This window comes from Nonomuraea sp. NPDC003201 (genome assembly GCF_053590415.1).
On sequence record NZ_JBSFTC010000016.1, the window covers coordinates 28,055 to 52,783 of the forward strand.

At 67.5% G+C, this 24,729-nt stretch carries 21 protein-coding genes; 13 read left to right on the top strand and 8 right to left on the bottom strand.

The window, feature by feature from the left end; all coding sequences use genetic code 11:
- Nucleotides 1-11: 11 nt before the first annotated feature.
- Nucleotides 12-857, top strand: a complete 846-nt coding sequence (locus tag ACWDX9_RS09515; protein WP_364259831.1) for a glutathione S-transferase family protein — start codon at nt 12-14, stop codon at nt 855-857.
- Here ACWDX9_RS09515 and ACWDX9_RS09520 read toward each other — a convergent pair.
- Together ACWDX9_RS09520 and ACWDX9_RS09525 are read right to left on the bottom strand one after the other, a co-directional pair.
- Nucleotides 805-2,088: an MFS transporter gene (locus ACWDX9_RS09520; RefSeq protein ID WP_449951089.1), complete on the bottom strand. Its 1,284-nt coding sequence runs from the start codon at nt 2,086-2,088 to the stop codon at nt 805-807. The two genes, ACWDX9_RS09515 and ACWDX9_RS09520, sit on opposite strands and share 53 nt — an antisense overlap.
- A complete protein-coding gene (locus ACWDX9_RS09525) occupies nt 2,085-2,651 on the bottom strand; it encodes a winged helix-turn-helix domain-containing protein (RefSeq protein WP_449951092.1) in 567 nt (188 codons plus the stop codon). Before ACWDX9_RS09525 ends, ACWDX9_RS09520 begins: the two co-directional genes overlap by 4 nt.
- A 74-nt stretch (nt 2,652-2,725) precedes the next feature.
- Between ACWDX9_RS09525 and ACWDX9_RS09530 the strand changes: the two genes are divergently transcribed.
- The 5 genes from ACWDX9_RS09530 (at nt 2,726) to ACWDX9_RS09550 (ending at nt 9,179) form a co-directional block, all read left to right on the top strand.
- Nucleotides 2,726-3,370, top strand: a complete 645-nt coding sequence (locus tag ACWDX9_RS09530; RefSeq protein WP_449951094.1) for a B3/B4 domain-containing protein — start codon at nt 2,726-2,728, stop codon at nt 3,368-3,370.
- Between the two features lie 204 nt (nt 3,371-3,574).
- Nucleotides 3,575-7,216, top strand: a complete 3,642-nt coding sequence (locus tag ACWDX9_RS09535) for a multifunctional oxoglutarate decarboxylase/oxoglutarate dehydrogenase thiamine pyrophosphate-binding subunit/dihydrolipoyllysine-residue succinyltransferase subunit (RefSeq protein WP_449951097.1) — start codon at nt 3,575-3,577, stop codon at nt 7,214-7,216.
- 68 nt (nt 7,217-7,284) lie between these two features.
- Nucleotides 7,285-7,464 (top strand): DUF6104 family protein, encoded by a 180-nt coding sequence (locus tag ACWDX9_RS09540; protein ID WP_192793777.1) that lies wholly within the window; start codon nt 7,285-7,287, stop codon nt 7,462-7,464.
- Nucleotides 7,465-7,614: 150 nt separating this feature from the next.
- Complete coding sequence (locus ACWDX9_RS09545) at nt 7,615-8,442, top strand: DUF4097 family beta strand repeat-containing protein (RefSeq protein WP_449951100.1); 828 nt, start codon at nt 7,615-7,617, stop codon at nt 8,440-8,442.
- The gene (locus tag ACWDX9_RS09550) at nt 8,439-9,179 is read left to right on the top strand and encodes a helix-turn-helix transcriptional regulator (RefSeq protein WP_449951104.1); all 741 of its coding nucleotides are present in this window, start codon (nt 8,439-8,441) and stop codon (nt 9,177-9,179) included. Before ACWDX9_RS09545 ends, ACWDX9_RS09550 begins: the two co-directional genes overlap by 4 nt.
- A gap of 7 nt (nt 9,180-9,186) precedes the next feature.
- Here the strand turns inward: ACWDX9_RS09550 and ACWDX9_RS09555 are convergent, their stop codons facing one another.
- The 6 genes from ACWDX9_RS09555 to ACWDX9_RS09580 all read right to left on the bottom strand — a co-directional run bounded on the left by ACWDX9_RS09555 (nt 9,187) and on the right by ACWDX9_RS09580 (nt 14,224).
- Nucleotides 9,187-10,014 (bottom strand): oxygenase MpaB family protein, encoded by an 828-nt coding sequence (locus ACWDX9_RS09555; RefSeq protein WP_364259813.1) that lies wholly within the window; start codon nt 10,012-10,014, stop codon nt 9,187-9,189.
- Between the two features lie 107 nt (nt 10,015-10,121).
- The gene (locus ACWDX9_RS09560; protein ID WP_350729328.1) at nt 10,122-11,078 is read right to left on the bottom strand and encodes a zinc-binding dehydrogenase; all 957 of its coding nucleotides are present in this window, start codon (nt 11,076-11,078) and stop codon (nt 10,122-10,124) included.
- 9 nt (nt 11,079-11,087) lie between these two features.
- On the bottom strand, nt 11,088-11,966 hold the full coding sequence (locus ACWDX9_RS09565; protein ID WP_449951106.1) for a hypothetical protein: 879 nt from the start codon (nt 11,964-11,966) through the stop codon (nt 11,088-11,090).
- Nucleotides 11,967-12,012: 46 nt separating this feature from the next.
- Nucleotides 12,013-12,441 (bottom strand): TA system VapC family ribonuclease toxin, encoded by a 429-nt coding sequence (locus ACWDX9_RS09570; protein WP_449951109.1) that lies wholly within the window; start codon nt 12,439-12,441, stop codon nt 12,013-12,015.
- The gene (locus tag ACWDX9_RS09575; protein WP_449951112.1) at nt 12,428-12,691 is read right to left on the bottom strand and encodes a hypothetical protein; all 264 of its coding nucleotides are present in this window, start codon (nt 12,689-12,691) and stop codon (nt 12,428-12,430) included. Before ACWDX9_RS09575 ends, ACWDX9_RS09570 begins: the two co-directional genes overlap by 14 nt.
- A 96-nt stretch (nt 12,692-12,787) precedes the next feature.
- Nucleotides 12,788-14,224 carry an acetyl-CoA synthetase gene (locus tag ACWDX9_RS09580; protein WP_449951115.1) on the bottom strand — a complete coding sequence of 479 codons (1,437 nt, stop codon included), beginning with the start codon at nt 14,222-14,224 and terminating at the stop codon, nt 12,788-12,790.
- A 283-nt stretch (nt 14,225-14,507) separates the two neighbouring features.
- Here ACWDX9_RS09580 and ACWDX9_RS09585 point away from each other — a divergent pair, with 283 nt between their 5' ends.
- The 7 genes from ACWDX9_RS09585 to ACWDX9_RS09615 all read left to right on the top strand — a co-directional run bounded on the left by ACWDX9_RS09585 (nt 14,508) and on the right by ACWDX9_RS09615 (nt 24,655).
- On the top strand, nt 14,508-15,629 hold the full coding sequence (locus ACWDX9_RS09585; protein WP_449951118.1) for a trypsin-like serine peptidase: 1,122 nt from the start codon (nt 14,508-14,510) through the stop codon (nt 15,627-15,629).
- A gap of 280 nt (nt 15,630-15,909) precedes the next feature.
- Complete coding sequence (locus tag ACWDX9_RS09590; protein ID WP_449951121.1) at nt 15,910-17,031, top strand: trypsin-like serine peptidase; 1,122 nt, start codon at nt 15,910-15,912, stop codon at nt 17,029-17,031.
- Nucleotides 17,032-17,228: 197 nt separating this feature from the next.
- Nucleotides 17,229-18,392 carry a trypsin-like serine peptidase gene (locus ACWDX9_RS09595; protein WP_364259789.1) on the top strand — a complete coding sequence of 388 codons (1,164 nt, stop codon included), beginning with the start codon at nt 17,229-17,231 and terminating at the stop codon, nt 18,390-18,392.
- A gap of 132 nt (nt 18,393-18,524) precedes the next feature.
- Complete coding sequence (locus ACWDX9_RS09600; RefSeq protein ID WP_449951123.1) at nt 18,525-18,926, top strand: transposase; 402 nt, start codon at nt 18,525-18,527, stop codon at nt 18,924-18,926.
- Between the two features lie 572 nt (nt 18,927-19,498).
- Complete coding sequence (locus ACWDX9_RS09605; RefSeq protein ID WP_449951126.1) at nt 19,499-21,031, top strand: trypsin-like serine peptidase; 1,533 nt, start codon at nt 19,499-19,501, stop codon at nt 21,029-21,031.
- Nucleotides 21,032-21,466: 435 nt separating this feature from the next.
- Nucleotides 21,467-22,993: a trypsin-like serine peptidase gene (locus ACWDX9_RS09610; protein ID WP_449951128.1), complete on the top strand. Its 1,527-nt coding sequence runs from the start codon at nt 21,467-21,469 to the stop codon at nt 22,991-22,993.
- A gap of 174 nt (nt 22,994-23,167) precedes the next feature.
- Nucleotides 23,168-24,655 carry a trypsin-like serine peptidase gene (locus ACWDX9_RS09615; RefSeq protein WP_449951131.1) on the top strand — a complete coding sequence of 496 codons (1,488 nt, stop codon included), beginning with the start codon at nt 23,168-23,170 and terminating at the stop codon, nt 24,653-24,655.
- Nucleotides 24,656-24,729: the final 74 nt, after the last annotated feature.

A 24,729-nucleotide genomic window follows, 5' to 3' on the forward strand; every position in this document is an offset into this window, starting at 1 on the left:
CTACTGGGGTCATGAAGCTGCGCCGCGAGCTCTCCGAGGATGGCCGGTTCGTACGGCAGCCGAACCGCTTCACCGACCGCCTCGGCCCGCCCGAACCCGGCCGCTACCGCCTCTACGCCTCCTACGCCTGCCCCTGGGCGCAGCGCGTGCTGATCGTCCGGGCGCTGCTCGGCCTGGAGGACGTGCTGGACGTCACGATCGTCGACCCCATCCGCGACGAGAAGGGCTGGCGCGTCCCGGACGGCGACCCCGAGTATCTGTCGGAGCTCTACCACGCGACCGACCCGGACTACACGGGCCGCTACACCGTGCCGTGCGTCTGGGACACCAGGGACAAGCGGATCGTCACCAACGACTTCCCGCAGATCACCCTCGATCTGGAAATGTCATGGGGAACCTCCCCCGACCTCTATCCGGAACGTCTCCGCCCCGACATCGACATCATGAACGACCGCCTCTACCACGGCCTCAACAACGCGGTCTACGAGGCGGGCTTCTCCCGCGACCAGCAGGTGTACGAGGAGGCCGTGGCCCGGGTCTTCACCACGCTGGACTTCCTCGAGGTGCGCCTGGCGGAGTCGGAACACCTCTTCGACGTCCTCACCGACAGCGACGTGCGCCTGTACACGACGCTGGCCAGGTTCGACGCCGTCTATCACGGGCACTTCAAGTGCTCGGTCCGGCGGCTGGTCGACTATCCGGCGCTGTGGGCGTACGCGCGCCGGCTGTACGCGATCCCGGCCTTCCGCGAAACCACCGTCTTCGACCAGATCAAGCGTCACTACTACATCACCCAGACCAACATCAACCCGAGTGGGATCGTGCCCGTGGGGCCGGAGATCGACTGGAGCCTGTAGGCGCGGGCATCCGTACGAACAGCAGGGCCGAGGCCAGCACCACCAGCGCGGCGCCGGTCCACGCGACGGCCACGCCCGCCTGCCCGGCCAGCGCGCCGAGCGTCAGGTTGGCCACGACCCCGCCCGCCTGCAGCGACAGCGAACTGGTCGAGGTGACGGTGGTGCGCTCGGCCGCGCTGACCGCGTTGTGGGTCATCTCCAGGCAGAGCAGGCCCGCCACCGAGAGGCCCACGAAGAGCGTCATGTACGCCAGCCCCGCGCTCACCAGCCCAGCCGGGCCCCTTAGCCCCGCGGTCGCGGCGAGCGCCCCGACGGACAGAGCGGCGAGCACAGTGCCGGCGATCGCACCGCCGGCCGAGCCGCCGGCCAGCCGCGCCACCCGGGGTGCGAGCGCGCTGCCCGCCGCGCTGCTCGCGAACCCGAGGGCCGAGACCACGGCGTAGGCCAGGCTGCCCCGCTCGGCCGTGCCCGCCAGCTCGGCCAGCCGCCCGGGGGTGAGCAGCTCGATGCTGATCAGCACCACGCCGGAGGCCGCCGCGGCGGCCGTCATGCGGCGCAGCACGGGCGCGCCCGCCGCCAGCCGGAGGCCCGCCCCGACCGTGGCCGGCACCTCGCGCAGCACGCCCGCCAGCGACCTGCGGGCGTGCGCTGGCTCCGGCATCGCGAACACCACCACGACCAGCAGCACGGCCGCCGCCGTCGCGCCCACCAGCGGCGGCGCGGCCAGCGGGAAGATCACCTGTGCCGGCACCAGGAGCGGCAGGCCGCCGCCCGCCAGCACGCCCACGCACAGCGCCACGGACTCCATCGCGCCGCCTCTGGCCAGCCCCGGTTTGAGGTCGGCGTCGCGGCCCTCGATCCCGTGGAGCGTGTCGACGTACCAGGAGGTGGCCGGGCCGCTGGACAGCGCCCTGGCCACGCCCTTGAGCACGCCGCTGATCAGGAACATCCAGAACGTGGTGGAGACGGCGAGCAGCACGAGCGCGGCCACGGTGAACGCGGCGGAGACGGCCAGGACCACGCGCCGCCCGAGAACGTCGGCCAGGCCGCCGGTCGGCAGCTCCAGGGTGGCGGTGACGACCGAGAACACCGTCACCGACAGCCCCACCTCCGCCAGGCCGAGCCCCCGCGCGGTCATGAGCAGCACCATGGTGGCCGCCATCAGGCCCAGGGGCAGCCAGGTCAGGAAACTGACGAGCATGTAGCGGCGTAAGGCCGAGCGTGCGGTCACGACTCCTCCTCCTGCGATCGCGGTACGGCGCCGTGCCAGGCGTTGACCTGCCTGGCCTCGGGATCGCCGGCGTATTTGGCGGCGAGGTCGCGCAGCAGCTCCTCCGCCTTGTCGTTGAACTCGCGCACCCCGGCGGGCGGCAGCGAGACGATGTGGTCGCTCATCCCCGCCACCTCGACCCAGTCGCGCGACCAGCCGTCGAGGTCGAACTCCTCCATCACCCGCCCGACGAACTCGGCCTGCCGCAGGTGCATGATCCGGACCGCCTCGCGGCCCTCGGCCGTGTCGGACAGCTCGCCGGCGTCCCACGAGGTGTAGGTGTGGCGGGCCCGCCAGCGCCGCTCACGCCCGTCGCGCCGGTCGTCGTCCTCCTCGATGAAGCCGTACTTGAACAGCTCCCGGAGGTGGTAGCTGGTGGAACCCGAGCTCTCGCCCGCCTTGCGCCCCAGCTCGCTCGCCGTCGCGGGGCCGTCCAGGCGCAGCAGGCCGAGCAGGCGCACGCGCAGCGGGTGGGAGACCGCTTTGAGCACCCGCGGGTCACTGATCCTGTACTGCTCTTCCATGCCTCTCACCGTAAACCGCAAAGCTAATTTTGCAAAGAGATTTTTGCGGTCTCGGCCGCTTCTAGACTGTGGGAATGCTTGACGACATCTGGGTGGACGACTCCGTCTTCGCACTGCGCCCCGACTTCGCGGTGCTGGTCATGACCGCGCACGGCCTGCGTAACGGGCCCACGGACGACCGGTCCCGGGCCTGGCTGGCGGCGGCCTCCGAGTACGAGGTGCAGACGGACAAGATCGACGCCTGGAAGGACGCCTATCGGGCGTTCGGCGCCAAACCGCAGCGGACCAGGCCCTCGGTCGACGCCCTGACCCGCAGGATGCCGCTGCCGGAGATCAACCAGGCGGTGGACGCGTACAACTCGATCAGCGTGAAGCACGCGCTGCCGATCGGCGGCGAGGACCTCGACCACTATGTGGGCCCGGCCCGGCTGCTGCGGGCGGCCGGCGACGAGGCGTCCGAGGAGGCGCTCGGCACGCCCGAGCCGGGCGAGGTGATCTGGCGCGACGACGTCGGCGTCACCTGCCGCAGGTGGAACTGGCGTCAGGTCGCGCGCACCCGGCTCACCGAGGAGACCACCAACGCGATCTTCCTCCTCGAGCGCCTCGAGCCGATGTCCCTGGAGGAGCTCAAGGAGGCGGGCGAGGAGCTGGCCGACCTGCTGTCCGAGTTGTCACCAGGGGTACGGATTGCTAGCAGATTGGTGTCCAGCGGGAAATAAACCCCTCGTCGTGGTGTTGATACCAAAGAGTAATAATTGCGGCACCACCCGGATTGACTAGGGGGACGTGACCTCTTTGCACTGTCCTGAGAGGATCGTTCGAGGCGGCACGGGCTCTTCGGCGCGCGCTGCCGGTCCGGGCGAGTAGCCTTGGACAGGTTCTCTAACATCAACGCCGATCTGCGGAAGAGGGCGATTTCCGCCGTGTCGTCAGAGTCGTCGCGGACAAACCCGCTGGCAAGCTTTGGTCAGAACGAGTGGCTTGTCGACGAGCTGTACCAGAAGTACCTCCAAGATCCCGAGTCTGTCGACAAGGCATGGTGGAACTTCTTCGCTGACTACAACCCTGATTCCGGAACGGGCCGGGCAGCGCCGGTCAGGGAGGTGGCGAACGGCACCGTGACCGCTCCCGCTCCCCCCCAGGCGCCGCCGAAGGCACCACCGGCTGCCGAGAAGCCGAAGCAGCCGGCCACCCCGGTGCCCAAGGGCGCCGAGGAGGTCAAGCTGCGCGGCGCCGCCGCCCGCACGGCCGCCAACATGGACCTGTCACTGACGGTCCCGACGGCCACCAGCGTGCGCGCGATCCCGGCCAAGCTGCTGATCGACAACCGCATTGTGATCAACAATCACCTCAAGCGGGGTCGCGGCGGGAAGATCTCCTTCACCCACCTGATCGGCTTCGCGATCGTCAAGGCCCTGCGGGCCATGCCGGAGATGAACTACTCCTACACGGAGGTCGACGGCAAGCCGACGCTGATCAAGCCCGAGCACGTGGGCTTCGGTCTGGCGATCGACGTCCAGAAGAGCAACGGCGAGCGCCAGCTCCTCGTGCCCTCGATCAAGGGCGCCGAGGAGATGGACTTCCGCCAGTTCTGGATGGCGTACGAGGATGTCGTCCGCAAGGCCCGCGCGGGCAAGCTGGGCGTCGACGACTTCGCCGGCACGACGATCTCGCTGACCAACCCCGGCACCATCGGCACCGTCCACTCCGTGCCGCGCCTGATGCCCGGTCAGGGCACGATCATCGGCGTCGGCGCGATGGAATACCCGGCCGAATACCAGGGCGCCTCGCCCGACACGCTCTCGCGCCTGGCCGTCTCCAAGGTCATGACGCTCACCAGCACCTACGACCACCGGATCATCCAGGGCGCCCAGTCGGGCGACTTCCTGCGCCAGATCCACCGGCTGCTGCTGGGCGAGGACGGCTTCTACGACGAGATCTTCGAGGCGCTGCGGATCCCGTACGAGCCGGTCCGCTGGGTCCAGGACGTCTCGGCCTCCCACGACGACGACGTGTCGAAGTCCGCCCGCGTGATCGAGCTGATCCACGCCTACCGCGTGCGCGGCCACCTGATGGCCGAGACCGACCCGCTCGAGTACAAGCAGCGCAAGCACCCCGACCTGGACATCCAGTCCCACGGGCTGACGCTGTGGGACCTGGAGCGCGAGTTCGCCACGGGCGGTTTCGGCGGCCGCGCGCTGATGAAGCTCCGCGAGATCCTCGGCGTGCTGCGCGACTCCTACTGCCGCACGGTCGGCATCGAGTACATGCACATCCAGAACCCCGAGGAGCGGGCCTGGATCCAGGCACGGGTGGAGAAGCCGCACAAGTCGCCCGAGCGTGACGAGCAGCTCAACATCCTGTCCCGGCTCAACACCGCCGAGGCGTTCGAGACCTTCCTGCAGACGAAGTTCGTCGGCCAGAAGCGCTTCTCCCTGGAGGGCGGCGAGTCCCTGATCCCGCTGCTCGACTCGGTGATCAGCGACGCCGCCGACGAGGGCCTCGACGAGGTCGTCATCGGCATGGCCCACCGCGGCCGCCTCAACGTGCTGGCCAACATCGTGGGCAAGTCGTACGCGCAGATCTTCGGCGAGTTCGAGGGCAACATCGACCCGCGCACGGCGCACGGCTCCGGCGACGTGAAGTACCACCTCGGCGCGACGGGCACGTTCACCTCGCCGAGCGGCAAGACCATCACCTCCTCCGTGGTCGCCAACCCCTCCCACCTGGAGGCGGTCGACCCGGTGCTCGAGGGTGTCGTCCGTGCCAAGCAGGACCTCCTGGAGCGCGGCGAGGAGGGCTTCACCGTCCTGCCCGTGCTCATCCACGGCGACGCGGCCTTCGCCGGCCAGGGCGTCGTGGCCGAGACGCTCAACCTGTCGCAGCTGCGCGGCTACCGCACCGGCGGCACCGTGCACGTGGTGGTCAACAACCAGGTGGGCTTCACCACCTCGCCCGCCTCGTCCCGGTCCTCGGTCTACGCGACCGACGTGGCCCGGATGATCCAGGCCCCGATCTTCCACGTCAACGGCGACGACCCCGAGGCCGTGGTGCGCGTGGGCCAGCTGGCCTACGAATACCGCCAGGCGTTCCGCAAGGACGTCGTCATCGACCTCATCTGCTACCGCCGCCGCGGCCACAACGAGGGCGACAACCCCGCCTTCACCCAGCCGCTGATGTACGACCTGATCGACGCCAAGCGCTCGACCCGCAAGCTCTACACCGAGGCGCTGATCGGCCGGGGCGACATCACGGTCGAGGAGGCCGAGCAGGCGCTGCGCGACTACCAGGCCAAGCTGGAGCAGGCGTTCACCGAGACCCGCGAGGCGGCGAAGAAGCCGGCCGAGGCCGCCGCGATGCGGGTGCCGCCGACCGAGGTCGTCAAGTGGTCGCACGCCGACACGGACACCGCGATCAGCGACGAGACGCTCAAGCGCATCGTCGACACCCAGCTCAACCTGCCCGAGGGCTTCACGCCGCACCCGCGCCTGGCGCCGGTGCTGCAGCGCCGCGGCCAGATGGTCGAGACGGACACGATCGACTGGGCGATGGGCGAGACGCTCGCCTACGGCTCGCTGCTGATCGACGGCCACCCGGTGCGCCTGGTCGGCCAGGACTCGCGCCGCGGCACGTTCACGCAGCGCCACGCCGTCCTGGTGGACCGGATGACCGGCGCCGACCACACGCCGCTCAAGACCTTCAACCAGGGCACCACGAAGTTCTACATCTACGACTCGCTGCTCAGCGAGTTCGCGGCGCTCGGCTTCGAGTACGGCTACAGCGTCGTCCGCCCGGACGCCCTGGTCGCCTGGGAGGCGCAGTTCGGCGACTTCGTCAACGGCGCCCAGACGATCATCGACGAGTTCATCTCGTCGGGCGAGCAGAAGTGGGGCCAGAAGTCCTCCGTCGTGCTGCTGCTGCCGCACGGCTTCGAGGGCCAGGGCCCCGACCACTCCTCGGCCCGCATCGAGCGGTTCCTGCAGGTCTGCGCGCTCGACAACATGACGGTCGCGCAGCCCTCGACCCCGGCCAACTACTTCCACCTCCTGCGCTGGCAGGTGGAGTCGCAGCGGCACAAGCCGATGGTGGTCTTCACGCCGAAGTCGCTGCTGCGCCACAAGGCGGCCACGTCCAAGGCGTCCGACTTCACCACGGGCACCTTCCAGCCGGTCCTGGGCGACACGACCGCGGACGCGGCCAAGGTCACCAGGGTCGTGCTCACGTCCGGCAAGCTCTACTACGACCTGGCGGCGGAGCGCGACAAGAAGGGCCGCAACGACGTCGCGATCGTCCGGCTCGAGCGCCTCTACCCGTTCCCGGGTGAGGAGCTGGCGGCCGAGCTGTCCCGCTACGGGTCGCAGGCGGAGCTGATCTGGGCGCAGGACGAGCCGGTCAACATGGGGCCGTGGCCGTACCTGGCGCTCAAGCTGGCCGAGGACCCGGAGACGCTGGGCGGCCGCCCGCTGCGGCGCGTCTCGCGCCGTCCCAACAGCTCGCCGGCGACGGGCTCGCACAACTCGCACGACACCGAGCTCGAGGAGATCCTCCACGAGCTGTTCGGCTGATCCAACACCAGAGTGAGCCCCCGGCCCCGGCTGGGGGCTCACTGCCGTTTCAGGAGGACTTGAGAAAGATGTACTTCACCGATCGGGGGATCGAGGAACTGGTCGAGCGGCGGGGCGAGGAGGAGGTCAGCCTGCTCTGGCTCGGCGAGCGGCTGCGCGAGTTCGTCGACCTCAACCCGGAGTTCGAGATCCCGATCGAGCGGCTGGCCACCTGGCTGGCACGGCTCGACGACGACGAGGACGACTGACCCATCCCACCGCGCCCCCTTCCCAGCCACGGCGGCAAGGGGGCCACCCCCGAGCCCGCCCCTCCCCCCAAGGGACGACACCTCGACGCGCCAACGCGATACATCTTGAGTTTCCCGAGAACGCGACATATCGTGTTACGTAGGGAGAACATGTCGCCAGAAGGGCGGGGGAACATGCAGCAGTGGACGATCGAGGGCCCAGAACAGCTGACGTTCGGCCAAGTGGAAGCGCTCGACGTGCGCATCGTCGCCGGCCGCCTGGCCGTGCTGGCCAGCGACGGCCCGCCCACAGTCGAGGTGTCCGAGATCGAGTCGGCATCCCCGCTGCTGGTCACGTACGACGAGGACGCCAAGGAGCTCTCCATCACCTACAAGGACCTCACCTGGGACGGCCTGCTCGGCTGGCTCCGGCGCGACCGGCGCAGGACGGTCCTGACGATCACTGTTCCCAAGCACTGCACCGTCAACGCCGGAGTGGTCTCCGCGCCCGCCGTGGTGGCCGGGTTCGAGAGGATGACGCAGGTCAGGAGCGTGTCCGCGGAGATCGTGCTCGACGGCGTCAGCGGCGACGTGAACGCGACGACCGTCTCGGGCCCCGTGGAGAGCCGGGCGATGGACGGCGACCTGGCGTTCAAGAGCGTCTCGGGCGACCTGACCGTGGCCGACGGCACCCCGCGCCGGCTCAAGGCGAACACCGTCTCCGGCCGCATCACGGCGGATCTGTCGCTTCGGCCGACCGGCCATGTGACGCTCAACAGCGTTTCCGGTGACATCCTTGTCAGGCTGCCGGAAAACGTGGAGGCGGACGTCAACGTGCGATCCACCTCCGGCAGGCTGGTCAGCACGTTCCACGAACTGTTCAACTCGAACGGCCCCGGCACGAAGTCGATGTCGGGCAGGCTGGGCGGCGGCATGGCGTCGCTGTCGGCGATCACGGTCTCCGGCGAGGTCGCGCTGCTCAAGGGGGAGAAGGAATGAGCCCTGTCTTCGGTCACGGCCGGCTCCGGCTGTACCTGCTCAAGCTGCTGGAAGAGAGCCCGCGTCACGGCTACGAGGTCATCAGGCTGCTCCAGGACCGCTTCCTCGGCGTCTACTCGCCCTCTCCCGGCACGATCTACCCGCGCCTGGCCCGCCTGGAGGAGGAGGGCCTGGTGACGCACGAGGTGGTCGAGGGCAAGAAGGTGTTCTCGATCACCGACAAGGGCCGCGAGGAGCTGAACGCCCGGCTCGACGAGCTCGACGACCTGGAGCAGGAGATCTCCGCCTCCGTGCGCGACATCGCCCGCGAGGTCAAGGAGGACGTCCGCGACACGGTCAAGTCGTTGCGCGACGAGCTCACGCGGATGGCCAAGGACGTTCGCACGGGAGCCCGGGACGACACCCGGCGGCTCAAGGAGCAGCAGAAGGCGGACTTCAGGCGGCTCAAGGACCAGCAGAAGCGGCAGTGGATGGAGCACGCCACCCACTGGCAGGACGAGGGCGAGCGGCTCAGCGGGGAGTGGCGCAGGATCTGGTCCGAGGTCTGGGCCACGCTGGGCGGCTCGCCGAAGAGCCGTGCCGACCTCGACGCGGAGCTGGGCGAGCTGCTGGCCGACTTCATCGCCGAGGCCCGCCAGGAGGCGTCCGAGGCCCGGCTGACGCCGGAGAAGCTGGCGGAGCTGCGTACGGCGCTCGACGAGACCCGCCGCCGCGTCCGCGACATCCTCGAAGGCTGACCTCCCATTATGCCGACCGGAGGTGCCCTTCCAGGCGGCGCGCGCCGCGGGCGGCCTTGCGGGCGCGGTAGGCGATGGGCATGTACCTCAGGCGTTCGGGCAGGCGCGGCGTCAACGCCGCCACCGCGTGCCCGAGGTGCCGCAACCGCCGCTCCTCCCGCGCCGTCCACGGCAGCCCCAGCTTCCGCCGGATGGCGGGCGGCAACGTACCGACCGTCACGAAATAGTTGAACTCCCCCGATCCCACCCCCACAGGCGTCCACAGCCGCCGCAGCGGCCTCGGCAGCCCGGGCGGCGCCGGCGTGCCGCGCAGGGTTGACAGCACGTCGAGCGCCGTCGGGTGCGCCTCCAGCCGGTCGGCCACCATCGCGTCGAAGTACCGCCAGAACGCCTCCAGGTCCGCGGGCATCTCCCGCTCCGGCACCCGCAGGATCGCGCCGAGCTGCCGCGACTCGGCGTAGAGCCGCCGCTCCTGCGCGACGGTGAACGGGGTGCCGAAACAGCGGTTGAGCACGACGAAGCGCTCGAACAGCGACAGGTGCACCCACGCCCACGCCTCGCCGTTCAGCGCGTGGTAGGGCCTGCCGAGCTCGTCCACCCCGCTGATCTGCCGGTGCAGCCTCCTGAGCCGCGCGCCCTCCGCCGGACCGTCCGCGCCGCCGTACACCCATTTCTGGATCGAGACGAGCGTGCGGGTGAGCCGCCCCCACGGGTCGTCCTTGTACGTGGAGTGCTCGGCGACGGCCGCACCGACGGCCGGGTGCATCGTCTGCATGACCAGCGCGCTCCCGGCGACGAGCAGGTTGCGGTATTCGCCGGTGGTGTCCCAGTGCATCGAACCTGGACCGAAGGGCTGAACCTCCATCATCACGGCCTCCCGGGTGAGACAAGCCCACTCATGCTTGTATCACCCGGAAAGCCGGGAAGTAACCCTTTACTTATTCAGACGGTGAAGACGATCTTTCCGAAGATGTCCCCTTCGGCCATGGCCGCGAACCCGTCCCGCGCCTCCGCCAGCGGCAGCACCCTGTCGACGACGGGCCGTACCCCGGTCTGCTCCAGGAAGACCGCCAGCCGGCCGAGCTGTTCCCGCGTGCCCATCGTTGAGCCGACGACGGACAGCTGCAGGAAGAAGACCCGGTTCAGGTCGGCGGGCGGGACCGCGCCGCTGGTGGCGCCGCTGACGACGATGCGCCCGCCCGGCTTGAGCGACTTGAGCGAATGGTCCCAGGTGGCCTGACCGACGGTCTCCATGACCGCGTCCACCCGCTCGGGCAGCCGCGCGCCCGGCTCGAACACCTGGTCGGCGCCGAGTTCGAGGGCACGCGCGCGCTTCTCCTCGGAGCGGCTGGTGGCCCACACCCGGTAGCCGCCGGCCCGGCCGAGCGCGATCAGCGCGGTGGCGACGCCGCCGCCCGCGCCCTGCACCAGCACGGTGGAGCCGGGCTCGAGCCCGGCCTTGTCGAACAGCATCCGGTACGCGGTCAGCCAGGCCGTGGGCAGGCAGGCGGCGTGCTCGAAGCCGAGCCCGGCCGGCTTGGGCACGAGGTTGCGCCGCGGCACGGCCACCCGCTCGGCGAACGTGCCGTCGTGCACCTCGGACAGCAGCGTGCGCTTGGGATCGAGCGTCTCGTCGGCGCCCGTGCCGATCACGGAGTGCACGATGACCTCGTTGCCGTCCTCGTCCACGCCCGCGGCGTCGCAACCGAGCACGATCGGCAGCCGGTCCTGCCTGATGCCGACGCCTTTGAGCGTCCACAGGTCGTGATGGTTGAGCGCGGCCGCGCGCACGGAGACGGTCGTCCATCCGTCCGGGACCTTCGGCTCCGGACGCTCGCCGAGCGTCAGCCCGGCGAGTGGGTTGTCGGGGTCGGTCTGTGTGGCGGTTACGGCGAACATGGCCGCACCCTACTTCAGCGTGATCCGAATCCCTTCCAAGGCCCGCTTCCTGAACGACTGTGGCCCCGTGACCGCGACCAGCACGTCGCCCCTGCACACCGAGCCGGCCGGCCGCCCGCGCCCCACGATCACACTCGGCATCCCGGCCTTCTTCTTGCAGCCGGGCGTGGGCGCCAGCACGACCATCTCCCCCGCGCCGCCGCCGAACCACAGCTGCGGCCCCAGCGGCTGCCCCTGCGCCGTCTCCCCCGGCCTGGCCAGCCGCACGGGCGACTTGGCCGACAGCACGAGGTAGCCGTCCTTCGTCTCCCTGCCCTTCAGCCCTCGCGCGAGCGCCACCCGCTGGTCGAACGTCAGCCCCTGCCCCCGGTCGTACATCGCCAGCCGCCACCGCCCGAACGTGAACAGCAGCACCTGCCCGTAGTAACCGCTGCCCGCCCGGCGGGGCCAGAGGGTGACGTTGGGCGCGTAGTTCCTGATCGCCTGGCCACCCGCGGTCACCTCGAACTCACCGTTGTACGGGGCGGACAACTGCCGATACTGCCCGTCGATCCAGACTCCCTGGTAGGGCCGCGACCCCATGGCGGCCAGACCGAGCTCTGCCGGATATCGCACCTCGGCCCGCACCCCGTGCGGGAACACCACCTCCATGACCTCCTCACCGCCCTTGGCCGCGGGCCGGACGGTGAGGGCGTTGGGGGCGCTGTCTATCTTGGTGAGGGACCTGATGGGCTCGGAGGTCGGCCCCGCCGGCGGCGCAGGCTCGGGATCCCGGCTGATGAGCAGGCTGACGACGGGGATCAGGAGGAGCGCGAGTACCACCACCAGCCCGACCCACCGGCGGCGACCGCGCTCGCCTACCTCGATGACATCGAACCGGTCAACCACGACGGTTCCTAGCCGAGTAGTGCGGGCTTGCGCCCTTTCATCCAGTTCAGTTGAGCGGCGACCGCCAGCGCAAGCCCTGGAACCTGGCGAAATCCTTGTCGCAGGTCACAAATTCACAACCGTGCTCGATGGCGAGTGCGGCGAGATAGGCGTCGGGGATGAGCTTTCTTCGGGCGTCCGACTCACGGCAGAGTCTCGTGAAGATCTCCCAGTGCCGCCCGCCGGGGTTGACCACCACGGCGTGCGGCTGGTTACGCACCTGACCGACATAGGTGAGGATCTGCTCCATCGTCGGAGCGACGGCGTAGAGCGCATCGACGCTCAGGACACGGATGACCCCGTTGATCACGTAGTCGGTGACCGCATAGGCGGAGTCGCCGTTGATCAGCTCGTCGACCAGTTTGTGGCAGACCACGTGCGCGGGGGCCTCCCTGCGGAAGGCGTTGACGAGGACGTTGATGTCACTGAGCAGCATCGGCCTGCACCCTCAGGTAGCGCTCGATGTCGTCCTGCTCGATCAGGCTGTAGATGAGCTCCGGTGTGAGCTCGATCCCGGGCTTGAGCCGGCTTCCAGAGGTGATCAGCTCCACCCGCGGCCGTTCGGCCACCTCGGTGGAGCGGTTGAGCATCTGCCTCAAGGCATCCTCCATCACTGAGTTGAGACTGCGTCCGTTACGTGCCGCGTACGCCTTCGCCTCGTTGAGGAGCGTCTCGTCGATGCGCACAGTTGTCCTCCGCATGACTCCAGCGTCCGCCGCTGACATCAAAATGTCAACTCCAGATAGTAGTCGTGCAGTCACAATCTTTGCAGCAACTTTGAGTCACCACGCCGCCACGTTGACCTTCCCGTCAGAAGACACCCGCACCACCTGCCCCACCAGCTCCCGCGACTCCGCGTCCGCCAGCAGCCCGGCCTCCTCCACCACCGCGTAGGCCCGCCCGCCCGGCACCTCCACCACCAGCACCCCCCTCTCGGCCGCGCCGTCGCGTCCGTGCGCCACCGTGTACCCCGCCACCACCCCCTCCCCCGCACAGGCCCCCACCAGAGGCACCTCCTCGGCCACGAACACCGGCGCGGCACGGCCCAGCCGCCCTCCCGGCTCGGTGGACCACACCGCATATGTGTGCTTGGTCAGATGCATCCCCACCCCGCTCACCAGCCCGTGCCCGGACTGGGCCCGCAGCAGCCCCGCCATGGTCGCCGTGGAGTGCAGGACGTAGTCGCTGGCCGGCCCGCCCGCGTACGGCAGCCCGCCGGTGACCGTGAGCCCGCGCCGGTCCAGGGGATCGAGCCCGATCGCGTCGCACGCCTGCCGCAGCGCCACCGCGAAACAGCTGTACAGGTCGAGCGCGTGCATGTCGCCGAGCCCGAGCCCGGACCGCCGGAAGGCGGCCTCCGCCACGTGCGCGATGGCCCGGGAAGAGCCGAGTTCGGGCCGCGCGGCCACCTCCCAGGTGTCCTCCCCGTACGCCCACCCGCGCAGGTAGACCCGTCCCTCGGCCGGCACCCCGAGCCGGTCGGCCAGCCGCGAGCTGGCCAGGATGACGGCCGCCGCCTGGTCCACCTCCAGCACGGCCACCGTGTCCCTGGTGTAGGGCCAGCCGACGAAGCGGTCGCCCTTCGCGAGGTCGTCGGGGGTGCGGACGGTCCGGCGCCAGGCGTACGGGTTCGCGGCGGCCACCTCGGTCATGGGCGCCATCAGGCGACCCCTGTCGCGCATCTCCTCCGCGATCGTGAGCCCGGACGCCGCCCGCCGCGCCGTCTCCATGATCGCGTAGGTGTGCACCGGCATGAAAAGCCCGTGGGCCAGCGCGTACGGATGCGGCGGGCGCTCCCATCCGTACGGGGGCTTGGGCACGGCGGCGTGGCTCCACGGGACGTGCTCGCCCGCCCGCCGGTACGCCCGGCGCGTCGCCAGCGCCTCGGCCCCCGTGACCAGCGCGGAGTCGAGGTCGCCCGCCGCGATCCTGGCCGCCGCCTCGCCGATGAGCAACTGCGGGGCCGTACCGCTGACCTTGGAGTACGCACGGTGTCGCGGCGTCGCCCCGAGGCGCTCGGCGAGGCGGCCGACCGGCGAGTCGTACTGCCACGAGTCGGTGTGGACGATCTGGATCGAGTCCAACCGTTCGACGGGGAGCCGGGCGTCCTCGGCGGCCGCGCGCGCCGTCTCCTCCCACAGATCGAGCGGTTCCGGGCCGGGCTGCTCGCGAATGGTGCGTTGTGCGATGCCGATGAGGCAGGGGGTGCGAGGATCCATGAATCCATCTAACCAGAACAAGATTCGGTTGATAAGAAGTGGCATTTGATAATGCCTGTTACCGCTGTTGCGCAAGACAAAAAACGGGCGGCGCGACCTGCGGGGATGCCAATTACGAATACATGCGGTTTCGCTATTTCTATAACGGAATGGAACCGGGCCATGCTTTTTCGCGTCGTTTCATGGCCAGCCCCTTGCGCCATTCATTAGCGTTCCGATCGTTTTCCTGGCCCACCGGGGCGCAGTACCCCGCTCTGGGCCGCCGAAAGCCGAAAGGAGCTCCATGTTTTCCCGAGCAAGGCGCATCGCGTTCCCGCTCGCCGGCCTGATGGCCGTCGGGCTGGCCGCGGGCATGGTCGGCGGCACCCCGGCCAACGCCCAAGCACCCTCCGACGTCGTGTCCCAGAACTCCGCCACCCCCGCCGAGCAGGCGGTCCAGTTCTGGACCCCCGACCGCGTCAAGCTGGCCACCGACTACGACGACGGCCTCGGCCTGACCTCCAAGGGCGTCAAGGGCAGCAACGACGCACCTGACGGCCCTCCGGGATCCGTCCCGCCGATCGGTGAGGAGAAGACGAAGGCCAAGAAGAGCAAGCACGTCAATCTGCCCAACACGGTCGGCCGCGTGTTCTTCACGCTGCCCAAGGCCGACCCGCGCGACCCGAGGAGCTGGCGCTACTGCTCGGCCAGCTCGGTCCAGGGCAAGTACCGCAACCTCGTGGCGACCTCGGCCCACTGCGTCTACGACACCAGCAAGAACACCTTCTACGACAACTGGATCTTCATTCCGTCGTACTGGGACGGCAACAATGTCTGGGAGGGCAAGGCGCCCTACGGCATTTACGCCGCCAAGACGTTCAACGCGCACGACGACTTCGTGGTGAAGGAGGATTACGACTTCGACTACGCGTTCGTCAACGTCTACAACGGCATCAAGGTCAACTGGGAGAAGGTCGGCAACCGCTGGCAGTGGACGGTCAAGAACGTCGGCCGCCTCGGTGACAACGTCGGCGGCCAGGGCTTCACCTGGAACAGGAGCACGAAGCTGGACGTGTTCTCGTTCGGGTACCCGGCGGGCGAGCACCCCGACGGCGACAAGCCGTACACCGGCCGCACGATGAAGTTCTGCTTCGGCAAGACCCGGCCGATGCCCGAGGCCAGGAAGTACAACCTGCAGGAGCACATCGGCTTCAAGTGCTCCTTCACCGCCGGCGCGAGCGGCGGGCCGTTCATCTACAACTACAAGAGCGCGTCGCGCACCGGCTACCTGGTCGGCGTCAACAGCGTCGCGTGGGACACCGACGCCAACGACCGCTACGACTACATCTCGTCCCCGTACTTCAACACCGACACGTACAAGGTCTACAAGGCCGCTGCCAACCGCTGGACCGGCAACTTCCGCTGATCGAGGTGGCTTCCGAGGCCCCGGTTCCCCTGGGAACCGGGGTCTTCCACTGAGGCGTACATCACTGGAACGGGCGCGGAATGAGTGGAATTCAACAAGCGCCTACACCCACTCCGACCTGCGGAAACGCCCCTTACCAATGATCATTTAGAGATCTGTCTGACGGTGTCCTTATAGTGCACAGAGCACTCTTGATCAGGTAACGAATCTCTATCCTGGCTGCAATACCACCAGTACATCTGGAAAAATCCACCCTTACGACCCCAAGAAAGGCTAATTCATGATCCCCCGGGCCAGGCACTTGGTGGCGGCTGCGCTCAGCAGCGCGCTGCTGATGGCGCCCGCCTTCACGGGGATCGCGAACGCCGCGCTCGACGGCAACGCCGTGCTCGACAGCAAGGTCTTCGCCGTCTCGCTGGCCAGGACCGCGGTGGACGTCAAGCGGGTCGCCGACTACTGGACACCCGACCAGCTCAAGCAGGCCGACAGCTACAGCCCCGCGACACCCGGCACGCAGGCCGCCACCCCGGCGCCCTCGGCCTCCGCGCAGGCCTCCAACCCCGCCACGCAGGCCGCGACCACCGTCACGCGGGCCGTCGCCGCACAGGCCGTGTCGCCCGTGCTGCCGCGCAAGGGCTCGGTCGCCAGGACCATGGGCAAGGTCTTCTTCCGGTTCGGGGACAAGGAGTACTGGTGCTCCGCCAGTGCGGTCGCCGCCAGGAACCGCAGCGTCGTCGCGACGGCCGGGCACTGCGCGTACGACTCGCGGCAGGCCAAGGCGGCCGACTACTGGATCTTCGTCCCCAACCCCGGGCCCAACGGCGAGACGCCCGACGGCATCTACGTGGGCTCCTCGATCAGCATGCACGAGGACTGGTCGGGCAAGGGCGACTACGACTTCGACTACGCGTTCGTGACCGTGCACCGCGGCTTCAAGTGGGAGGCCAAGGACGGCCGCTACGTCATGAAGGACGTGGGCCGGCTCCAGGACAACGTGGGCGGCCAGGGCATCGAGCTGAACAAGAAGCCGACCACGTACACGGTGGCCGCGTTCGGCTACCCGGCGGGCGCGCAGCCCGACGGCACCCGCCCGTTCGACGGCAAGCGCCTGGAGATGTGCAAGGAAGGCCCCACCCGCTGGACCTCCGCCGTCAGCCTCGACCTGCAGAAGGGCGTGCAGCTGCTCAACTGCGACTTCAGCCCGGGCGCGAGCGGCGGTCCATGGCTGATCGGCTTCAACAAGGACCGCTGGACCGGCTACCTCAACGGCGTCAACAGCCTGACCTGGAACAGAGACGCGAAGGGCTGGTACGACGCGGTGTCGTCCCCGTACTTCGACACCACCGCCGGAGCGGTCTACCGACGCGCCGCCGCGCAGACCACTCCGCCAAATGTGACCTAAATCACTGCAACCGTCCGGTCACTGGTGGTGATCAGCGCATCCTTTGTCTCAGCAAGGTCACGACGCCCTGTTGGAACGCTGACATGATCTACCCGAAATTCACATAGGCATTGTCAAACCGGTAAGTTCCGGGCTGTCCGTTTGCTGAGTTATGGGGGTGCACCAGGCGCCTCATGTCAGCGCAACCTGGAGTTACCTTGAAGCGAATCCTTCTGCCCGTCGGCGGTGCCGTCCTCGCGACCGGCCTGCTTGCCGTAGGTCTGACCGGTACGGCCCAGGCCGACGGCGACGTTTCCAACGACCCGATGGCCAACAACACCTCCGAGGCCGCCTCCGTCGCCTCCTTCTGGCTCGCCTCGAACGGGGCCGCGCTTCGCCAGGCGACCCAGTACACCTGGGACGCGAAGGAAGTCCGGAAGGTCGTCTCCAAGGGTGGCTACAGCCCCGACGGCAAGCCCGGCACCACGGCGCCGACCGGTGAGACGAAGTCGACCGGCAAGGCCCAGAACGTGAACATCCCCAAGACCATCGGCAAGGTCTTCTTCGTCGACGGCTCCGGCAAGTTCCGCTGGTGCTCGGCCACCTCCATCCAGTCGAACTACCGCAACCTGGTCTCCACGGCCGGCCACTGCGTCTACGACACGGACAGCGACAAGGCCCTCCTCGACAACTGGGTCTTCGTCCCGGGCTACTACCAGGGCAAGACCCCCTGGGGCATCTACGTGGGCAAGCAGGCCTTCACCCACTACGACTTCGACACGTACGAGGACTACGACCGCGACTACGCGTTCGTGACCGTCTACAACGGCATCCAGTTCAACGGCGTGAAGCAGGTGGACCGCAAGGACTACCAGGGCTTCACCGGTCCGAAGCGCGCGTGGGGCGGCCACTACTACATCCTGCTGTCCAAGGACGCCGGTCGCCTCGGCGACAACGTCGGCGGCCAGGGCTTCTCCTGGAACCAGCCCACCGGCAAGCCGGTCCGCGCCTTCGGCTACCCGGCCGCTCCGCACCCGGACGGCAACAAGCCGTACAGCGGCGTCACGCCGAAGAACTGCTACGGCACGACCACCGCCAAGGCGGTCGGCGCCCCCTGGCTCAAGATCGAGGAGCACATCGGCCTCAAGTGCGCCGTGACCCCCGGTTACGACGGCGGCCCCTGGCTCCAGAACTACAGCAACGGCAAGCGCCTCGGTTACGTGAACGGTGTGACGAGCACCTTCGCCGACCAGGACGGTAACGACCGCGTCGACTACATCACCTCGCCGTACTTCGACGGCGAGACGGCGGCGGTCTACAACGCGGCCAAGAACGTGTGGTCCGGCAAGATCGTCGGCCCGAACGGCGAGCTGTACAAGTAAGCCCTTCCAGGGGAAAGGCGAGGGTCTCGGCATTCCGAGGCCCTCGCCTCATCTTTTGTCGGGACACTTCCGAAGACGAAGATCTTTTTTGGATCTGCTGACACAGAGTGTTTACCTTGTCACGATGGGCACATGCATCGTGGCGATCTGACGAACGCCGAATGGGAACGGCTGGCATCGCTGCTACCCCCCGGCGACACGCTTGGAGACCGGTGGGACGAGCACCGGATGATGATCAACGGGGCGCTCTACCAAGCCAGGACCGGTCTGCGATGGCGTCATCTGCCCGGGCGCTTCGGCTGCTGGGTGACCATCTACCGGCACCACCGCCACTGGACGGCCGACGGCACCTGGCGACGACTGCTGAGAGCGATCGAGACCGCCCAGGACGACACGCCCACCGATGACGGCACCGCACCGCCACCACGCCCCGTGCCCACCCATCACCCGCGACACGAACCCCTCGTCCGCGATCCGGTGCTGCTGAGCCTGCGCACCCATCTGGCGGCAGTCGTCCGGCAGAGGGACATCTAAGCCACACCTGGCGAACCGACCCGTTCGCCCTTCCTCCGACGGCCGAGGAGCACCCCTCCAGCTCCTCGCCCGCCATCACGCACACTGAGGCGCTCAAGGGCGTCCCAGTCCAAATAGGCCAGGCGCGGGGGTGTCTCCCCTACGACCCCACGCCTGGCGCTCAACAGCCGTCCTCGCCGCCCCTCCTCCCGGCGAGGGCGGCTTCTTTTTGGCCCCTATAACCCGAACCTGAAGATCACCTGTGAGGATTGGAGCGAGTTAGACGGATTAGGCGCCAATCCGGTTCCTGTGATCTAAGTCACGTTTAGCCGACTACAGAGTGTGGCGGTTGACTAACGACACTCCAGTCCCATCAGTAATAACCCCTCCATACCCTGCGAAAACGTAACTATCCAATCACCACGCGCAAAGATCTCTGACAGATAACAGCACGGTAACGGCGGTAGGGGCGCCTACCGGATCGTCCGAAGCGGGTTCCACCTGCGGAGATCACCACGCTATGTTCCTTGCTATCCCTTTACTGACGCATGGGACGCATGTTGCGACCCACGACAGAGCAAGGAGCAGTTCCCTTGAAGCGCATCCTCATCCCCGCCGGTGGTGCCATCGTGGCTACCGGCCTTCTGGCCGCCGGCCTGGCCGGCACCGCCCAGGCCGAAAGTGACGTCGCATCTGACCCGATGGCGACGAGTGCGGCGAACGCCAAGGCCATTGCAGAGTTCTGGGCCGACAACAACGGCGCTGCCCTCCGGGCCGCCAAGGAGTCGAACGTCTGGGACAAGGGCGACGTCGCGAAGCTGCAGAGCAAGGGCGGCTACAGCGCCGACACCAAGCCCGGCTCGACGGCTCCGATCGGCCAGGAAAAGAAGACGACCGTCAAGGTCCAGAACGTCAACATGCCGAAGACCATCGGCAAGGTGTTCTTCGTCAACAGCAAGGGCGAGAAGAAGTGGTGCTCCGCCACTTCGATCCAGTCCCAGTACCGCAACCTGGTCGCCACGGCCGGTCACTGCGTGTACGACACGGCGACCAACTCGGACGTCCTGTCCAAGTGGGTCTTCGTCCCCGGTTACTACCAGGGCAAGTCCCCGTGGGGCATCTACGTGGGTAAGCAGGCCTTCACCCACTACGACTTCGACGTGTACGAGGACTACGACCGCGACTACGCGTTCGTGACCGTGTACAACGGTGTCAAGCTCGGTGGCGGCACTCCCAAGCAGGTCTCCAAGGCCGACTGGGACAAGTACACCGGCATCAAGGACGCCAAGGACGTCGAGATCAGCCGCGACGAGTTCCTGAAGGGTCAGCTTGACCCGACGAGGACCGAGGCGTACTGGGTCAAGGAGGGCACGGCGCCTGAGGCGACCGGTCCCGACTACCCCGGTGCCGCGGTGGGCAAGGTCGAGACCACCGAGGGCGTCTACAACGACGCCAAGGTCGGCAAGGGCAACGGTTTCAAGTTCGGTGAGCCTGTCACCGAGATCGTCACCGACGCCGAGGCCGCTGCCTACAAGGAGAAGCAGGGCGACAAGCCCACCGACAAGTACCCCGCCAAGGTCGTCAAGGACGAGCGCGGCAACTGGACGATCACGCACTACTACGTCCAGCAGTGGTACAAGGCGGGCTCGGAGGCCAAGTACTACAAGACCGTCTTCTTCATCGTCGAGGGCTTCGCCAAGGACGCGGGCCGTCTCGGTGACAACGTCGGCGGTCAGGGCTTCGCCTGGAACCAGCCCACCGGCAAGCCCGTCCGCGTGTTCGGCTACCCGGCCGCCGCGCACCCCGACGGCAACAAGAACTACACCGGCGTGACTCCGAAGTGGTGCTACGGCAACACCACGAAGAAGCTGGTCGGTTCGGCTGCCAAGAAGATCGAGGAGCACGTGGCCCTCAAGTGCGCCTTCACCGAGGGTGCCGACGGTGGCCCGTGGCTGTACAAGTACAGCAACTCCAAGCGTCTCGGTTACCTGAACGGTGTCGTGAGCACCTTCAACGACCAGGACGGCAACGGTCGCGTGGACTACATCTCCTCGCCGTACTTCGACGGTGAGACCAACGTGGTCTACAAGTCCGCTGCGGCCTCGTGGTCCGGCAAGATTGTCTAAGGTGACGGACAGCGACCGGTCTTAGACCGTTCGTATAACCGTTTCCTCAGAAGGGCCCGGCATCCTGCCGGGCCCTTCTGCGTTCCCGCCGAAAGTGAAGGGCGGTTGGACGCATGGGACGCCCAGACGGTGCCATCAATCCAATGTGATCTGCATCACACCGTCTTTTCGACCGCGATCGAAGGGACACGCGGACCCCGCGAACCGCACTGACAACTCTCTTATGTTGATCAGGGCAAACGGTCCCGAAGCGAGCTTTCCTCGACTCCTGCGCATCAGCCGTTTAAACATCACAGAACGGTCACGCCCGTCTTGTCGCCTCTTTTCCTGTCAAAGCGGCTACCCGCGAGCAAGATCCACACTGTATGTTCCTGGCTATCCCTTTACTGACGCATGGGACGCAAGAGGCGTTCCACGACAGCGCAAGGAGTTACCGTGAAGCGCATCCTCCTCCCCGCCGGTGGCGCCATTCTGGCCACTGGCCTCCTGGCCGCCGGCCTGGCCACCACGGCTCAGGCTGACGACACCATCTCGACCGACGTGCTGGCGAGCCAGCAGAAGGCGGCCGAGACCCTGGACTTCTGGACCAAGTCCAACTACGCGGCGCTCAAGAGCGCCGTTGCCTTCAACCCCGACGCGCTCGAGGTTCAGAAGATCTCCTCCGGTGGTGGCTATTCCTCGGACACCAAGCCGGGTTCGACCGCCCCCATCGGCGAGGAGAAGAAGGCGGCTGTCAAGGTTCAGAACGTGAACCTGCCGAAGACCATCGGTAAGGTTTTCTTCGAGGGCCGTGACGGCAAGCTCTACTGGTGCTCCGGCACCTCGATCCAGTCGCAGTACCGCAACCTGGTCGCCACGGCCGGTCACTGCGTGTACGACATCGCCGGCAACGACGAGGTCGTGTCCCGCTGGGTCTTCGTCCCCGGTTACTACCAGGGCAAGGCTCCTTGGGGCGTGTACGTGGGTAAGCAGGCCTTCACCCACTACGACTTCGACGTCTACGAGGACTTCGACCGCGACTACGCCTTCGTCACCGTCTACGACGGCATCGGCGGCACGCTGAACAAGCCCAAGCTGGTGGACTGGAACTCGTACAAGGCGTACCAGGGCGAGAAGTTCGTCAAGGACGTCACCGTCTCCAAGGACGAGTACGACAAGGGCAGGCTCGACCCCAAGACCACGAACTACTACGACGTGGACCCGGGCAAGGCCGACGAGGCCACTGGTCCGGACTACCCCGGCGCAGTCGTGGACCGTGTCGAGGTTTCCGAGGGCACCTACAAGGACGCTGGTGTCGGCCAGGGGAACGGCAAGAAGTTCGGTGAGCCCGTCACCGAGATCGTGACCGACGCCGAGGCCGCCACCTACAAGGCGGACCAGGCGAAGGACGCGGCGAAGTACCCGGCCACGGTCGTCCAGGACGCCCGCGGCAACTGGACGATCACGCACTTCTACGTCCAGAAGTGGTACAAGAAGGGCAGCGTCGAGCGTTACATCCGTCTCGAGCCGTACATCGTCGTCCACGAGGTCAAGAGCGTTGGTCGCCTCGGCGACAACGTTGGCGGCCAGGGCTTCGCCTGGAACCAGCCTGCTGGTGGCTACGTCCGTACCTTCGGCTACCCCTACGGCCCGCACCTGGACGGCAACAAGCCGTTCACCGGTGTGACGCCGAAGTGGTGCTACGGCAAGACCGCGAAGAAGGCCCTGCTCATCCCCTCGAAGAAGGTCGAGGAGCAGGTGTCGCTGAAGTGCACCGTTACCGCTGGCTACGACGGTGGCCCCTGGCTGTACAAGTACAGCAACGCCAAGCGTCTCGGCTACGTCAACGGTGTCACCAGCCTCATCGCGGACACCGACGGCAACAAGCGCTACGACACGATCACCTCGGCTTACTTCGACGGTGAGACCAACGTCATCTACAAGGCCGCTGCGGCCTCGTGGAGCGGCAAGCTCATCCCGTAGTTCGCTGCGGATCGGAACGAAGACTTGTTCGTCGTTCTCTAGCAATACCGAAGGGCTCGGCATCCTGCCGGGCCCTTCGGCCTTTTTGCTGAGAAATCTGGCAACCACCCTTACCAGAGGGACTAAAGGGTCGATAGTGTCCTTACACCCTTTTTGACAACTGTGGAGCCTCCCGTGAAGCGCCTGCTCGTCCCCCTAGCCGCCGCCTGCCTGAGTGCCGCTGCCCTCGCCGTCCCAGCCACCGCCGCACCGAGCTGGGCCACCGATAATCTCCAGCCGAAGCCGGCCGACGCGTACGGCGACGCCTACTTCTGGCTCGACTCCAACGGAGCCGCCCTACGCAAGGCCACCCAGTACAACCTGGACGTCAAGAAAGTCTCCAAGCTGGTGTCGGCCGGCAGCAACGGCGCCACTGACGGCAAGCCGGGCATGACCGGCCCGAGCACCACCGCCAAGGCGACGGTGTCCAAGAACGTCAACCTGCCCAAGACCATCGGCAAGGTGTTCTTCCTCGACAAGGCCGGCAACTACCGCTGGTGCTCGGCGACGTCCATCCAGTCCAGAAACCGCAACCTGGTCGCCACCGCGGGCCACTGCGTCTTCGCGAACGGCAAGGACGACGTCTACGACAAGTGGATCTTCGTGCCCGGCTACTACCAGGGCAAGGCCCCCTGGGGCGTGTACGTCGGCGCCTACGCCTTCACGGCGTACGACCTGGACACCTACGACGACTACGACGGCGACTTCGCGTTCGTCGCGGTGCACAACGGATTCTCGCTGGCCGGCGAGAAGGAAGTCTCTCGCAACGACTTCAAGGCGTGGGCCGGCGACAAGTGGGTCAAGCCGCGCGAGATCAGCTCCACGGAGTTCCTCAAGTGCCAGCTGACCCTCGGCGACTGCTGGTCGGAGGGCGAGGACAAGCCGGCCGACCTCGTGGGCCCCGACTACCCCGGCGCCGTCCTGGAGAAGGTCGAAGTCACCGGGGACGCGTACAAGGACGCGAAGGTGGGCAAGGGCCAGGGCTTCAAGTTCGGCGAGCCCATCGTGGAGCAGGTCACCAAGCCTCAGCAGGACGCCTACCAGGGCCCCGGCGTCAAGGGCACCGACAAGCTGGGCGGCTACACCATCACCCACTACTACACGCAAAAGTGGGTCAAGCCCGGCACATCGCGTAAGTACTACGAGGCCCGCTACGTCCTCGGGATCGCCAAGGACATGGGCCGGCTCGGTGACGTCGTCGGTGGGCAGGGTGTGGCCTGGAACCAGCCCCTCGGCCAGCCGGTGACCGTCTTCGGCTACCCCTCCGCCCCGCACCCCGACGGCGACCGCCCGTTCACCGGTGTGACGCCGAAGTGGTGCTCCGGCAAGACCGCCACCAAGAGCTACCAGGTCAACACGTTCAAGGTCGAGACGCACCAGCTGCTCAAGTGCTCCATGACCGCCGGCGCCGACGGCGGCCCCTGGCTCATGAAGTACGACAACAACAAGCGCACCGGCTACGTCAACGGCGTGACCAGCCTGTTCCACGACAACGACGGCAACGGCCGGGTCGACTTCATCAGCTCGGCGATCTTCGACGGTGAGGTGGCCGACGTGTACAACAAGGCCAACTACGCGGAGACCAAGAAGATCGTCGGCCCGAACGGCGAGCTCCTCCAGTAGACGCCAGCACGTAGACGACAGCACGTAGACGCCAGCACGTAGACGGCAACACGAAGAACGGCCCGGGTGACAAG